Source organism: Pirellulales bacterium (assembly GCA_036267355.1).
GTDB lineage: Bacteria > Planctomycetota > Planctomycetia > Pirellulales > DATAWG01 > DATAWG01.
Genome location: DATAWG010000012.1, coordinates 25,773 through 40,987 on the forward strand (window position 1 = coordinate 25,773; position 15,215 = coordinate 40,987).

The 15,215-nt window shown below is 61.3% G+C and carries 12 protein-coding genes; 9 read left to right on the plus strand and 3 right to left on the minus strand.

The window, feature by feature from the left end:
- Window positions 1–237: 237 nt before the first annotated feature.
- The 9 genes from VHX65_02585 (at window position 238) to VHX65_02625 (ending at window position 13,447) form a co-directional block, all read left to right on the plus strand.
- Window positions 238–1,323, plus strand: a complete 1,086-nt coding sequence (locus VHX65_02585) for a hypothetical protein (protein HEX3997416.1) — start codon at window positions 238–240, stop codon at window positions 1,321–1,323.
- Between the two features lie 241 nt (window positions 1,324–1,564).
- Window positions 1,565–2,935 carry a Gfo/Idh/MocA family oxidoreductase gene (locus tag VHX65_02590; protein ID HEX3997417.1) on the plus strand — a complete coding sequence of 457 codons (1,371 nt, stop codon included), beginning with the start codon at window positions 1,565–1,567 and terminating at the stop codon, window positions 2,933–2,935.
- A 100-nt stretch (window positions 2,936–3,035) separates the two neighbouring features.
- A complete protein-coding gene (locus VHX65_02595) occupies window positions 3,036–4,283 on the plus strand; it encodes a hypothetical protein (GenBank protein ID HEX3997418.1) in 1,248 nt (415 codons plus the stop codon).
- 195 nt (window positions 4,284–4,478) lie between these two features.
- Entirely contained in the window at window positions 4,479–5,246 is a 768-nt protein-coding gene (locus VHX65_02600) for a PHB depolymerase family esterase (protein ID HEX3997419.1), read from the plus strand.
- Between the two features lie 37 nt (window positions 5,247–5,283).
- Window positions 5,284–6,210, plus strand: coding sequence for a site-specific DNA-methyltransferase (locus VHX65_02605; protein HEX3997420.1), 927 nt, complete (start codon window positions 5,284–5,286; stop codon window positions 6,208–6,210).
- A 346-nt stretch (window positions 6,211–6,556) separates the two neighbouring features.
- On the plus strand, window positions 6,557–9,499 hold the full coding sequence (locus VHX65_02610) for a hypothetical protein (protein ID HEX3997421.1): 2,943 nt from the start codon (window positions 6,557–6,559) through the stop codon (window positions 9,497–9,499).
- Between the two features lie 476 nt (window positions 9,500–9,975).
- Window positions 9,976–10,953: a type I phosphomannose isomerase catalytic subunit gene (locus VHX65_02615; GenBank protein HEX3997422.1), complete on the plus strand. Its 978-nt coding sequence runs from the start codon at window positions 9,976–9,978 to the stop codon at window positions 10,951–10,953.
- Between the two features lie 208 nt (window positions 10,954–11,161).
- Entirely contained in the window at window positions 11,162–11,668 is a 507-nt protein-coding gene (locus VHX65_02620) for a hypothetical protein (GenBank protein ID HEX3997423.1), read from the plus strand.
- A gap of 120 nt (window positions 11,669–11,788) precedes the next feature.
- Window positions 11,789–13,447 carry a hypothetical protein gene (locus VHX65_02625; protein HEX3997424.1) on the plus strand — a complete coding sequence of 553 codons (1,659 nt, stop codon included), beginning with the start codon at window positions 11,789–11,791 and terminating at the stop codon, window positions 13,445–13,447.
- A 44-nt stretch (window positions 13,448–13,491) separates the two neighbouring features.
- Here VHX65_02625 and VHX65_02630 read toward each other — a convergent pair whose 3' ends face one another.
- From VHX65_02630 to VHX65_02640, 3 genes are all read right to left on the minus strand, one after another.
- Window positions 13,492–14,634: a putative sulfate exporter family transporter gene (locus tag VHX65_02630; protein HEX3997425.1), complete on the minus strand. Its 1,143-nt coding sequence runs from the start codon at window positions 14,632–14,634 to the stop codon at window positions 13,492–13,494.
- A gap of 111 nt (window positions 14,635–14,745) precedes the next feature.
- Complete coding sequence (locus VHX65_02635) at window positions 14,746–14,913, minus strand: hypothetical protein (GenBank protein HEX3997426.1); 168 nt, start codon at window positions 14,911–14,913, stop codon at window positions 14,746–14,748.
- Window positions 14,914–15,011: 98 nt separating this feature from the next.
- Window positions 15,012–15,215, minus strand: a 204-nt coding sequence (locus tag VHX65_02640) for a hypothetical protein (protein HEX3997427.1), incomplete at its 5' end; no start/stop codon positions are given.

Sequence of the window (15,215 nt, forward strand, 5' to 3'; positions counted from 1 at the left end):
CCAAGCAAACACGAGCCCGAAGCGTCAGCGAGGAAGCATCAAGCCAAACAAACACGAGCCCGAAGCGTCAGCGCGGTTGGGCTCCAGCGGCTTCCTCGCTAACGCTTCGGGCTATCGTCGCAATACGAAAAATCCAAGCTAACCGACCTAACAATGCCGCATGCCCACGCAACGCCGTGGACATGGCGCCCCTAAACCTCAAAGCCTCACAGCCTCAACCCTCACGGCCTTCCCCCCATGCGTCGCCAACCTCCCGAACCGATCGAAGCCGGCGGACAAGATTCGTTTGTCGACGTGGTCACCAACCTCGTCGGCATCCTGATCGTGTTGGTGCTGATCGTCGGCGTGCGCGTGAAGCCGGCGTGGCGATTGAGCCAATCGGCCGAAGCCAGACTTGGCTCGGCGGATTCCGCCGCCAAACTGGCCGACGACGCGAAGTCGGCGGCCGAAGTCAAAGCCGCGGCCGCCAAAGCCACGGCCGCCAAAGCCGCGAAAGACGACCTTGCCAAACTGCAAGCCATCGCCGACAGCGTCGAACACGACGTGCGGCAGGTGGGCGTGCAAATCGCCGTGGTCGACCGGGAACTCGCCGCCCGGGCCCTCGAGCGGCAGCAAGTCGCCACGCTGATTGCCGCGGCCGAACACGAGATCGGCGCGCGGCGATCGAAACTCGACGGCGCGGCTCAGAAGGAAGTCGATCTCAAGCACGTGGCCGACCAGTTGGAAAGCGATGTGCAGATCAGCCAGGCCGAATTGCAGCGGGCTCGAGCCGCGCCGCCGCCGGTGGCCGAATTGCGCCACTACATGACGCCGATCAGCCGCACCGTTTTCGGCCAGGAAGTTCACTTCCGGCTCAGCGAGCATCGCATCGCCTATTTGCCGATGGACGAGTTGCTCGAGCGGGCAAAGAGCGAGCTGCGCGGCGCGGGCGGCAGCTCTCCATCCGATATTACCGACCAGGTGCACGTGGTCGGCCCCTACGGCGGCTTCAACATGGAATTCACGATGGCCATGGAGCCGGGTCCCGACCGGGGCGAATACCGGCTTTCGTTGCAGCAAGCGAATTTTCTGCCGACTCCGGGCCAGGTCGGCGAGACCACCGACGATGCTCTCCGCCCGGACTCGGAGTTTCGCCGCCGGATCAATGCCCTGGATCACCAGTTGACGACGATCACGATCTGGGTTTATCCCGAGAGTTTCCCCGATTTTCGGCGGATCAACGACGACCTCTATCGTCTCGGGTTCGCGGTGGCGGCCCGGCCGATGCCGGTGGGAATTCCGGTCGGCGTATCGAACCACGGTTCGCACTCGTCGGCGCAATAGCGGCTGAATTGGCTGCGGCCTTCGGTGTGTTTTCACGCGCGAAACGGCAAGCGAGCTTCCATGCCGTTTGGTCGTGGGCGGCGCTTGCGGTTTCGCGCGCCGGCGGGGATTATCTTGCGGCCGAATGCTGCAAAAAAAATCTCGGCGCTACGTGCAACTCGATTTGCCGTAAGTTAGAATCGAAGTTTCACGGGGCCAGCCCACCATCCTTCGCCCACCCTCCCAGCAGGAGATTCGTTCCATGCAGCGTAAGAGTGTAAAGCGCGATAATGCGCAGCGCAAGAGCGTTTCACGTCGAGAATTCGTGCAGACGACGGCCGCGGCCGGCGTCGGTTTTTGGGTTGCCGGCTCTGCGCTGGCGGATGATCTTAAGTCGAAATCAGCGAACGAGCGCGTGCAGTTCGCCTGTATCGGCGTCGGCGGCAAGGGAGACAGCGACTCGAACGACGCCCATCGCACCGGCGATATCGTCGCGATCTGCGATGTCGACGACAACACCGCCCGCAAGAAGGCCGCCGGGCTCAAGGGCGTCAAAATCTTCCACGACTTCCGCAAGATGCTCGATGAAATGGGCAAGAGCATCGACGCGGTGACCGTCAGCATTCCCGATCACAACCACGCCGCGGCTTCGCTGCTTTACATGCGGGCCGGCAAGCATTGCTTCTGCCAGAAGCCGATGACCCACTACATTTACGAAGCCGATCTGGTCGGCAAGGTGGCCGCGGAGAAGAAGGTGGCCACGCAGATGGGCAATCAAGGCACCGCCAGCGACTCGCTGCGCGAATCGGCCGCCAAGATTCGCGCCGGCGCGTGCGGCACGGTGAAGGAAGTTCACGTTTGGACCAACCGCCCGATCTGGCCGCAAGGCAAGGGCCGCCCGGCCGACGCTCCGGTGCCCAAGAATTTGCATTGGGAACAATGGATCGGTCCGGCGAAGTTCCGCCCGTATGCCAACGGCTATCATCCGTTCTCGTGGCGTGGGTTCTGGGATTTCGGCACCGGCGCCTTGGGCGACATGGCCTGCCACACGGTGAACCTGCCGTTCATGGCGCTCGACTTGTTCGATCCGATTTCGGTCGAAGCCGAAACGTCGGGCAACAACAAGGAGATGTATCCCAACTGGTCGGTCATCAAATTCGAGTTCCCCTCGTATCAAGGCCGAGCCCCGTTGAGCCTGACTTGGTACGACGGCAAGAAAATGCCCAGCAAGGAATTGTTCGCCGCGGACAAGGACATTGCCTCGGGCAAGAAACGCATCGACAGCAGCGGCTGTCTGGTCGTCGGCGATAAGGGAAGTTACTACTGCCCCGGCGACTATGGCGGGCAGGGCCACCAGGCTCTCGGCGGCGCCACCGAACCCAAGATCGAATTCCCGCATTCGCCGGGCCATTTCGACGAATGGGTGCGGGCGATCAAGGGAGGCGAGCCGGCCATGTCGAATTTCCCCAACTACGCCAGCCGCCTGACCAAGACGATTCTGTTGGGCAACCTGGCCGTCTGGGCCGGCACCAAGGTCGAATGGGATCCGAAGGCCCTCAAGGCCACGAACCTGCCCGACCTCGAGCCGATGATCCATCCGCGGTATCGCGAAGGCTATTCGCTCGAAGGCTAGTTTGCACTGGCGATTCGCAAGTTGATTTCCGAGCGCCGGCCGGCAAACCGGCCGGCGCTCGCTCTTTTTGTCACCCCGTTTTCGTGGAGTTGTTGCCGCTATGAAGCGATTGATTTTCGGCCTGGCCGCGTTGGCGATGGCGATTGGTTCGAACGGGGCATTGCAGGCCGCCGACCGGCCGGCCGATGCCGCGGCGCTAAAGAAGCTCGGCGCGAAACTCGAACGCGCCCCCGATGGCGACGTCGTGGCGGTCGATCTGACGGGCATCGCCGTGGCCGATTCCGATTTGGTTCATTTGCAGGGCCTGCCGCATCTGCACCGCTTGGTTCTCGCCGACACCGGCGTCGGCGATGCGGTGATGGAGCAGCTCGCCCCGCTCAGCGGACTGGACGATCTGAGCCTGGAAAACACGGCGATCACCGATGCCGCGATGGCCCAGCTCAAGCTGCTGCCGGGCCTGCGCGTGCTCAGCCTGCGGCGCTGTGCCGCGGTGACCGACGATGGCTTGCTGCATCTGGCCGAGCTGCCGCACCTCGAACAATTGCTGTTGCTCTACACCGCAATTTCCGACGACGGAGTCAAGCATCTCCAATCGCTCTCGCATTTGAAACTGCTCGACCTGCGCGGTTGCTCGCGCGTCGGCGACGAAGGCATCGGCTATCTCAAAGGCCTCACCAATCTCGAACGGCTCAAGCTCCGCAATGCCTCGGTCACCGATGCCGGCATCGCCGCGCTCGAGCACATGACCAAGCTGAAAACGCTGGCTCTGGAAGATACGCAAGCCACCGATGCATCGATGAAAGTCATCAAGAACATGACCGACATGGAAGAGCTCGATCTGATGCGCACCAACGTCAGCGACGAGGGCCTCGCCGATCTGGAAGGCATGACGCGCATGAAGCATCTCGAGCTGCGCAATATCGCGCTTACCGGCCCGGGCCTGGTTCATCTCAAGCCGATGACCAATTTGAAAATTCTCGACATGTCGGAAACGCCGTTGGAAGACACTGGCATGCAATACCTGCAATCGCTGACCAATTTGGAATCGCTGAACCTGTGGAATACACGCGTGACCGACGCCGGCGTCGCCTATCTGAAGCACCTCAAGAAACTTTCCAAACTCGACTTGGAAGCCACGGGCATCACCGATGCCGGCGTCAAGTCGCTGTTGGGGCTGAAGCATCTCGGCACGCTGAGCCTCAAGCAGACGCAGGTGACCGATGCCGCGGTGGACGATCTCAAGACGCTCAAGTCGCTCACCGACCTGGACCTCAGCTTCACGAAAATCAGCGACGCCAAAGCGGCGGAGCTGAAAGCGGCGCTGCCGAAAGCGAAGATCGTGCGGTAACGCTCGGGCGGTGTGCGTGGTTAGCGGCAAGGCGCTAGCCGCCGGTTTTCAGCCGCCGCGCAGCAGACGACCGGCGGCTGGCGCCTTGCCGCTAACGACACGTTGTCGCTCGTTGGAAAAACCGTTCGCATCCGCCGCGCTGCCGTTCTATAATCGCCGCAACCATCGATTCGGCGCACCGGAGCTCATCCCATCATGCATGCGATCTTGTTGGCCCTTATGGCGTTGGAGGTTGGAGCGGTGACGGATTTGTATCAGGCGCGCGACTACAAGGATGCGTCCGCCGATGTCGCGAGCCATGTCGTGGAGTATCGCCTGCTTTCGCCGGAAAAGATCGAGCCGGGAAAAAGATATCCGCTCGTGCTTTTCTTGCATGGCGCCGGCGAACGCGGCGACGACAACAAATCGCAACTGAAATATTTTCCCGAATGGATGGCCGCCCCCGCGATGCGCGCCAAATACCCATGCTTCATCCTCGCGCCGCAGTGCCCGAACAACGAAAAGTGGGTCGATGTTCCCTGGGACAAAAGCACTTCGCAGCCGCTGCCGAAAAATCCCTCGGCATCGATGCAGCACGCCATTGGCATGATGGACGAGATCATCAAGAGCGAGCCGGTCGACGAGCATCGCATTTATCTCACCGGCCTGTCGATGGGCGGCTACGGCACCTGGGACCTGGCGATGCGGATGCCGGAGCGCTTCGCGGCAATCGCCCCCTGCTGCGGCGGCGGCGATGTGACGAAGGCCGACCTGCTCGTCCATATCCCCACGTTCTGCTATCATGGCGACGCCGATCCGGCCGTGCCCGTCCAGCGCTCGCGGCAGATGATCGCCGCGATCCGGAAAGCGGGCGGGAATCCGAAATATACCGAGCTTCCCGGCGTCGGCCACGATAGTTGGACCCGCGCGTATCACGATCCCGACGGAATCGTGCCGTGGATGTTCGAACAGGTCAAAAAATAAACTGGAATCCAAACGTGCGCAAGGAGGCAGCGTCGAAATGTTGACCGAAAACCGGCTGAATGCGATCGAGCACGGCGACTGCGTCGAAAAGTTGAACTCGCTTCCCGCGGGTTGCGTCGATCTGGCATTCGCCGATCCGCCGTTCAACATCGGCTATGACTACGACGTTTACGACGACCGCAAAGCCGCACGCGATTATTTGAATTGGTCGCGCTCCTGGATTTCGGCCGTATATCGGGCACTGAAGCCCTCGGGCTCATTTTGGCTGGCGATCGGTGATGAATATGCCGCGGAGTTGAAGATTGCCAGTCAGGAGATCGGCTTCTGCTGCCGGAGTTGGGTCGTCTGGTATTACACATTCGGCGTGAACTGCAAAAACAAATTCAGCCGTTCGCACGCTCATCTGTTCTATTTCGTGAAAGACGAAGAGCAGTTTACGTTTTTGGCCGACGCGCCGGAAAACCGCATCCCCTCGGCCCGCCAATTGGTCTACGCCGATCGCCGTGCCAATCCTGCCGGGCGATTGGCCGACGACACTTGGGTGCTCCGCCCGCAAGACCTGTCCGATTGCTTCTCGTCGGCCGAAGACACGTGGTATTTTCCGCGCGTGGCCGGCACGTTCAAGGAGCGGGCCGGCTTCCACGGCTGCCAAATGCCCGAGCAGCTTTTGGGCCGCATCATTCGCCTCTGCTCCCGTTCGGGCGATCTCGTGCTCGACCCGTTTAGCGGCAGCGCGACGACGTTGGCCGTGGCCAAGAAGCTCGGCCGCAATTATCTGGGTTTCGACCTTTCGGCAGACTACGTCGCTCGCGGCACGCAGCGACTGGCAGCGATTAGGGTCGGCGATCCGCTAAACGGAGCGCCAGAGCCGACGGTGAGCGCTCCGTCGACGGCCAATGGAAAGACGCTCGATAAAAAGCTGCGGAAAGGCCGCGCGCCGGGGCAGCGCGAGATTTCGCTCTAGTGGCGATGCGGTCGCGCTTTCCGGCCTCAGATTCCTGATGTTGCGCCGAGCCGTCGATTGCTGCGGCGATCGCGGCGAGCAGCGACTGCTGCCTCTTTGTCAGCGTTTCGCTGCTGGCGGCAACAAGGGATGCCATTCGTATTGCTTCGAAGTGTACACGGGGAAGAAGCGACGCTCGAAATCCTTCGAGCGATCGCCGAACGCCACGTTGATCTGCAATTCGTCACAAGGGCAACTATACTGACACGCCACGCGATCCGACGCGGGCGACTCCGAGCACGCCCCCAGGCCGTTTTGAACGACACCGAGAAGGGAACATGTAATGCGGCTACGATGTTTCGCGACCGTGCAACTTGTTTTTTTCGCCTGCGGATTGCCTGCGTTCGCGGCGGGCTCGTTGGTGCTCGAAGCGAATATGCAAGTGCTCCACGCCAAGCTTCCCGGGACGGCGAATCGCTTCGACCACAGCAACGTGCCGGGGCAGGTGTTTTTGCCTGGCGAGCCGGTCGATATCGTCCTCCTGCTTTCCAAGCAAGCGGATCATGGGACGACGGATTTGGCCCTGGAAATCCAGGAAATCACCACTCGCGATCCCGAAAGAAAAATCGAGGGAGATAAAGGCTTCAGCGACACGGCCGGCCACGCGCCGTTAATCGCGCTGCAAGGCCGGCCTCGGCTGCACCCCTTCCAAGCGACGTTCGGCGACAAGCCGCAAGCGACCGTCGAAGTGAGCAATCTTCCGCTGCCGGAGCGATTCGGAACATACGCCCTTGTGCTGATCCGGAATGGAAAGCGGCAATTTCTCACCACCGTTTGCCGTGTTCCCAAACCCCGCGAGCATGGGACCATCATGAATACTCCGATTTTTGGCGAAGGCCAGTTCATCGATCGGCCCGATCGCAATGCGGAGCGCGCGAAAACGTATGCGCGGATGGGCGTGCGCGGCTGGCGATCGGAGTTGAGTTGGTCGGAAAATGAGCAGGGGCAATACGACTGGTCGCGCTACGACGCCCTCTTCGCAGCCGCCGAAAAGGCAGGTTGCAAGATCATGGTCACGCTGGGCGCACACCCCGATTGGACGCGGCCCTTCAAGGTGCCCACGCCCGCCGTCGGTTGGACTCCTAAAACCGGCGGTTACTCGGCCACGGGCGATTGGTTGGCCGATCCGAAGCTCTATGCGCGCTACGGCCGCTGGATCACGGCGTTTTGTCAACGTTACTGGAAAGATGGCAAGGGAGGCCTGTGGGGGATCGAAAACTACAACGAACCGTGGGAAGGGGGCGGAATCAGCGGCTGGGCACGCGACATGATCCAATATCGGGCCCTGCAAAAACTGATCGCCACTTCCACCCGAAAAGTTTCGCCCGACATCAAGCTGCTGGCGGCCTGCTCGATCATGAACACCGAGGACAAATTTTATTCCGACGGCAGCAAGGAATTCGACGCCTATGTCGACATCTTCACCGATCACTATGTCGCCCCATCGATGTGCTATGGACCTTTGGTCGCGCGGGCGCACGGCAAGCAGTCGATGGAGACAGAAACATGGTTCGTGAACTCGGAATATCTGCTGCCCCAAGCGGCCGCGCAATTCATGGCCGCCGGACAAGCGCGATTGGCGCCTTGGCATCCCAGTTCGCTTTACGACGCCTTGCCCGGCATCGACGATCCTTACGTGGCTCCCACGCCGGTCGTCGCTGCCACGGCCGCCTTCAATGCGCTGGTCACCGGCAAAGCATTCGAAAAAATCGTGTTCCGGCAACATCTTCCTTGGGTGTTCCAGTTCGGCAAAGACGACGACAACGAAGCGCTATTGGTGGTTTTCGGGCAACTGCTGACCGTGGCCGGCGAAAACCCTCGCGATCGGCCCTGGGCGCAAGTCGATTCCGCCGCCGGCGGCACCATGACGATCGACAATGCCGATGGACTACTGAAATTCTTCGATCTCGCGGGCAATCCGGCGTATGTCGGCCAGGCGTCGGTGCGATTGCCGATGAATATCTTCCCCAGCTACATCACCTGCGAAAAGGGTCCGCTGGTTGCCGCCGAACGAATCCGAACTGCCCAGATCGACGGGAAACGGCCGGTCGAAATCCTTCCGCACGATTTTTCCAAGCAGCTTGCGGCCGGCGTGCCGCTCACGGTCGAATTGCACAATTGCTTGAACCGCGCCATCGCCGGCGTATTGGCGGTGAAGACACCTCCCGGGCTCACGCTCAAAAACGCCGCGCAACGCGTGCAACTCAAAGCCGGCGAGACGGCGCCGGTGGCATTCGAGATTGCGGCAGCCACGATTTCCGCGGCAAACGCCTATCCCTGCGCGTTCGACTTCCGCAGCGATGCCGGCGCCGCGTCGTATGCTCAAACGATGAACGTGCTCGTCGTGAAGAAAGGCACGCGCATCATCGACGGCAACCTGGACGATTGGAAGGATGTTCCCGGTGTGACGGTCGTCGCCGGCAAACAGGAGGCCGAGGTTGCCGAGATGATGCGCCGTCCGTGGCTTGATCTGAAGGCCCAGAAACCGAATGGCAACTATGCGGAATTCAAGCTGGCCTGGGACGAGAAGTTTCTCTACATCGCCGCGCGCGTCAATGACCCGTCCCCGCAAATCAGCGGGCTGGCGCCGATGGCCACGCGCGACGAGAACAAATACTTCCACACATCCGCCTCCGATCGGCGCTCTCCGTACAAAGAATTTCTCAAAGCATATCCCGGGAAGAGTTTTTCCGAAGTACCGTACGTCTATTGCAATAATCCAGAAAAGCCCGCCGATCCTTCGCTGCCGGCGATCCCCTTCCGCCGCGACCGGCTCCAAATCGGACTGGATGTGACGCCGGGATGGCATGACCTGAAACCGGATACCGATCGGGTGACCGCAGGCTTCCACGCGGTGCCGGACACCGATTATGAATACGCCTTGTATGCGACCACCGATGGCAAGAGCGAGTTGTGGCGAATGTTGGCGCCGGGCGTTCCGAGGATGCACGATTGGCCCCGCCAGCCCCGCGGCCGGAAAACGACCGGCCCGGTTGCCGGAGCGAAGCATGTCGTCAAGCGCGAAGGCAATGTGTACATCTACGAAGCCGCGATCCCGCGTGAGGAATTGGGCGACTTGAAGCTCGAGGCCGGCACGACCGTCGGGATCGTGCTGCGCGCCGGGAACAACGATGGCCCTAACGTCGATTTTGGGGCCGACAAGGCCGTGACCAAAACCAACGGCCTCTCGCTTCACCCTTATTGGGAGCGAAAGCCCAGCGCCGGCGCCCGCTGGACGCTGGTCGATTAGTTTCTTCCCCCGAACTTCCCCGCAGGATGCGAGAAGGGCTCAAGCGGCCCGGATTATTCCTATCGCCACACGAGCCCGAAGCGCAAGCGAGGGAGCCCCCGACACTCATCCTCGCTAACGCTTCGGGCTAGTAGTTAATAGTTCGCGGCCTGTTGCTAACTCCTGGCGCCACGAGTCCGGATTATTCCTATCGCCACACGAGCCCGAAGCGCAAGCGAGGGAGCCACCGATACTCATCCTCGCTAACGCTTAATGCGATTGTTGCCGTCTCGATTGCGACACGTCGCTCGTCGCCGACCTGTTCGCAAGACCTTTTCTTGTGCAGCGGTTTCTGATGGAATGGTGCTGGGGGCTGCCAAGATTTGGCCCGACGAGGTTGTGCCCGGAATACTTTCGCGGCCGGGTTCGCAGGGAAACGCCGGTTCGTCTGGATTGCGGCCTAAGGGAATAATTTCAGGGACTTCTCGCGGTGTCGAATGGCTGAGCCGCTTTATCCACTTCGCTTCGAGCCGCTGTTTCGCCGCTACCTTTGGGGCGGGCGGCGGTTGAAAAGCGTGCTCGGCAAGCCGATTGGCGAAGGGGCCGACTACGCGGAAAGTTGGGAAGTGGTCGATCATGGGGCCGACCAAAGCCGCGTCGCCTTCGGGCCGCTCGCCGGAACGACGCTCGGCGAACTGGTTCGCCAGCGCGGCGAAGCGCTCTTGGGCCGGCATCATCCGCAGCCGCAGTTCCCGCTGTTGGTGAAGCTGCTCGATGCGCAGCAAAAACTGTCGGTACAGGTCCATCCGAACGATGAGCAAGCCGCCCGGCTCGATGTGCCCGATCTCGGCAAGACCGAAGCCTGGATCGTATTGGGGGCGGAACGGGGGAGCCGCATATTCGCGGGCCTCAAGCAGGGCTTCGATCGCCGAGCGCTCGAGCGCGAACTGAACCGCGGCACCTGCGAACTTTGCCTGCACCAGTTTGAGCCGAAGGTCGGCGACTGCATTTTTCTTCCCGCCGGCACCGTTCACGCTTTGGGGGCCGGATTGCTGATCGCCGAGGTGCAGCAATCGAGCGACACGACCTATCGCCTGTTCGATTGGAATCGGGTCGGCCCCGATGGCCGTCCGCGCGGGCTGCATATCGAGCAGGCCCTCGACGTGATCGATTTTGACCGTGGCCCGGTCGAACCGGTGCGCCCGGCGGCGGCGGACGAGGCCGAGGCGACGCGCCTCGTGGCGTGCGACAAGTTCGTGCTCGATCGTTTGGAAATTTCGGCAAGCCGCACGGTCGGCGAAGCAGGCCGCTGCCATATTCTGCTGTTGCTGGATGGGGAAATCATTTTGGCAGGCGATCCGAGCAGCCAGCCCTTAAAGCGGGGCGAAACGATCCTGCTGCCGGCCGCGACCGGAGCCGTCGAACTTACGCCGCTATCGCCGCAAGCATCGGTCTTGGATGTCTATCTGCCGTAAATTTCGGCGATTGCGCGGAAAACCGCGTGGTCTGGCGGGATAGGCGCAGTTCGGGCATCGCTCGGCCTAGCAATTCATATTCTTCGCTGGGCCGATCGCCCGTATAATCCGCGCTCGTCGGCCGTTTTTTTCCGACCGCCTTCGGCATTCGCCAACAGAACCGCTTTTCGACCGCGGCAACCAAACCCTCACTCCCACCTTTCCACAGATGCGCCTCTACACCGCCATTGCGTGGCTCTTGTGGATCGGGCTGTGCAGCGTTGTTTGCGCGGGATTGTTTGCCGGCTGCTATAGCGATCCCCATTTCGCCTATCCACATCTGTTCGTTCCGGGGGCGACGCCCCAGGAAAAGACGGCCTACGAGCAGAACGAGGCCCTGCGGTTCGATCCGTACCCCGATCCGACCTTGTCGCACGTCGATCCGGGCGAACGGCCGATTGGCTACGAGCAGCCGAGAGAGCCATATCCGATTCGCCCGATGCCGGCTCCGGTGATTGTAACGCCGGCACCCGGTTCGGCCGGATTGACGCCGGTCCCAGGTCCGGCGACCGTGACGGCTCCCTATCCGTCGAATGCGCCCTATCCGGCACTCTCGCCAAGCCCGTTTCCGGCGGCGTCGCCAGCGCCGTATCCCGGCGCAATGCCGACTCCCGGAGCGACGCCGAGCCTATCGCCGGTGCCGGGGCCGGCCCCGGCGCCCTACGTGATTCCGTAGCGGCTTGCCGGGCTCGATGCTGGTTTTCGCGCGGAGTTGTTTCTTGCTCCGCGGGAAATGGCTAGAATGAAATGACCCGGTATCCTTTTCCCAGGCTCTTCTTTCTCTCGGGGTGGTGCTATGTCTCGGATTCGCTACGGCGCCTCGTTGCTCGGCGTCGCTTTAATGTTTGTTTGCGGCTGCTCGGATACATCGTCGTCAGGCCAGCCCGTCGTGAAGCGGCCACCGGTGCAACACAACCATGTCGAACCGTCGCTGCAGGCCTTGGTCAAGAATCACACGCCGCCTAAAACCGTCGTGATGAACAATGGCGTCGAACCGTCGAAGCCGGTCGGCGTGCCGAGCGACAACCTTCGGCCATCGGCCGACACGTCTGCCGGCATCTCGGCCGCCGATGCCGATGATCCCGACGCGCAGGTGAATCCGGACATGTATCGCGCTCGCAAGCGGATTGCCGGCGAGATCGCGGAGGCGCTGAAGCTTCGCAAGACGCTGGTGGTGTGGATCATCGACAAGACGAACATGTCGGCCGACGTGCGGAATTGGGCGGTCGGAAGAATCTCGCGGATCACGGCCGAAGCGACGAAATTGGCGAGCGAAAGCGGCAAAGCCGCCCCGCTGGCAATGGCCATCGTGGCCTATGGCAGCAACGTCAATTTCTTGAACAACGAGCCCATCGACCCGGCCCAAGCGGAAAGCCTGGCCGGCGCGCTCCCCTCGGAATCGGAAGCGTTTCCGCAGACGTTTGCCGCGGTCGATGAAGCGGCCGACAAATTCTTGCCCTACCGCAGCCAAGGCTACGAAATGATGTTCGTAGTCGTCGCCAACAGCACGGGCAAGGATTGGGCACGGCTGGATGCGGCGATTCCCAAACTGCGCCGAAAAGCCGTGCCCGTGTTCGGGATCGGCAATGCCGTTCCGTTCTATCGCCAGTGGCACGCCGAACCGCTTGGCGGCGGGCCGCCGGCGAATCTGATCCTCGCATCGGGCGGCTTGGAATCGATCGATATGGCCTTGCCCGAAGGACAAGGCGACTCTGATTTGAACGATTCGGGCTACGGTCCGTGGGGACTGGAGCGATTGTGCCGCCAGACGCAAGGCGCGTATCTCCGCTTCCGCAACGGTTCGACCAGCGCCGGCTGGGCTTTGGAAGGAGACGGAACGATCAGCCAGGAAATGCGCCACCGCTACGCTCCCGATTATGTTTCGCCGCAGGAATATCAATCGCTGCTTTCCAGCAATCGGGCCTATCAGGCGTTGCACAATGCGGCCCAATTGCCCCGGGCCGAGCAAGTGGTCGCCTATCTGACCTCGCGATTCACCCGTCCGACCGAAAAGCAAGGAGGCGAAGCGGCGCTATCCAAAAAGGTGAGCCAGGCACAGATGAAGGCGGCGGAAAAGAGCCCCGAGGTCGATCGCATTTACGAAGCGCTGGTTGGCGGGCAAGCCGATCGCGCGAAAATCACCAGCCCGCGCTGGCAGGCCGAATTCGACCTGGCCATGGGCCGCATTCTGGCCGCCAAGGCCCGCATCGATGGCTACAACGCGCAACTTGCCGTCATCAAGCAAGGCAAAGCGTTTAAGGACCCGAAGGAGCACGACACCTGGGTGCTGCACCCATCCGACTCGATCTCCGCCGGCAGCGCGCTCGACAAGATGGCGAAGCAATCGCAGATGTATTTGAATCGCGTGATCAACGAGCATCCAGGCACGCCGTGGGCCGAAATGGCCCGCCGCGAACTCGAAATGCTCCCCGGCTGGGCCTGGACGGAAGAATGACCGGCGGCAAATGACGAATGCTCGAATGACGAATTCGCGATCCGTCAAACGGCGAATGTCAGGCCGAACCATGCGTCGGCGGCCATCACCAAGCCGAGGGTCAGGGCTGCAATAAAAATTTCGCCGAGTGCGCCGACGATGAGGGGGCGCCAGCCTTGATGCCCTAGCTCGCGAAAGTTCGTCCGCAGGCCGACTCCGGCAAAGGTGAGCAGAAACGCCCAGCGGCTCAGGTTCTCCAGGCTTTTCACCTGCGACGCTTCGAAGATCGTCCAGCCGCCCGTGAGACTTGCCGCGGCGGAGAATAGCAAGAAGCCGAGCACGAATTTTGGAAAGGCCCGCCATACGAAAAGCACTTTCGAGCCTTCGACGCGATGGCCGCCGCGGCTGGCGAAATAAAGGGCCGCTCCCAGCACGACGAAGCCGATCATGGCATTGCGCGTGGTCTTGGTGAGCACGGCGATCCGCTTCGATGCTTCGCTGCGCAGCGCGCCAGCGGCAGTGGCTTCCGCGGTGTTGTCGACCGACAAGCCGGCCCATAGGCCATAGGCCTGATCGGTCATGCCCAGTTGCCGCGAGATCAGCGGGTAGGTGAACAGGCTGATCGCCCCGAGCGCTAAGATCGCGGCGATGGCATACGATGTTTCGCGTTCGTCGGCATCGATGGCCCCTTGCGTGGCGATGATCGCCGATACGCCGCACACCGAAGAACCGACCGCCAGCAAGGCGGTCAGCTTCGGCGTGAGTTTAAAGAATCGTCCGATCAAAATCATCATGGCGATCGAAAGAAGAATCTCGATCGCCACCAACCCCAAGCTCAGCCCGCCGAGCTTCGCGACATCGCGCAGCAAGAATCGCACGCCCAGCAAGACGATGCCAAGTTTCAACCAGAATTCGTAGGTTTCGATGCCGGGCGCGAAAACCCGGAACCATCGCATGACGCCGAGGGTGTTGCCGATGACGACTCCGATCAGGATCGCCCACAGCACGTATTCGATATTTGGCAAGGCGATCTTGTGTGCGACGCCGTATTGCTTGATTGCCCCTTCGATCCATTTGCCCGCGTAGCCGATCGCAAACAGCAGCACCAGGCCCGGGATTACGGCGATGAGGCTCGGCAGCGGGCTATTGGGCCGCGAGGAGAATGTCGTTGCAGAATTTCCATGTGCCGCCGCGTTAGGATCGTTCATCGATTTCCGCCGGGTGCGTGGAACTGAACTGAAACAATTTGAAAACGGAATTGCCGAGGCCTTGTCCCCATAAGCGGAGGACGACTTTGGCTGGCGGCGGAGTTTAGCGCGCTACCAAGGGATTGGCGGCAAGATATTTGCCCGAAGCAACGCGGCAAGCGCCACCGCGATGATGACGGACCACCAGTCGAGCGAAATCCCCATTCGCGTCGCCTTCACGCTTTCGAGCTCTTCCGCATCGAACCTCTCGGAAAACGGTGACGCATTCCGCTCGGCCATACGCGGTTCCCTCACACAATTTGGGCTAAAACGATTGAAATACAAAGTCACTACGACATGGACGCAAGCGTGCTCGGCGATTCGTCATTCGTGCTTCGTCATTCTTTAGACGTTCGTGCTTGGTCGTTCGTCATTCCACTCCGGGCCATCCACAGTCCGGCGAAGATCTTGGGGTCAATCATCAGGCCCTCGGCCGTGCGATTATCGAGCCACGAATTGAGTTCCACAAGCGGAATTTCGTGGACGACGATCTCTTCGTGATCGACCCCGCCGCCGGCTTGCAGCCGCCGCAAGCCGACCGC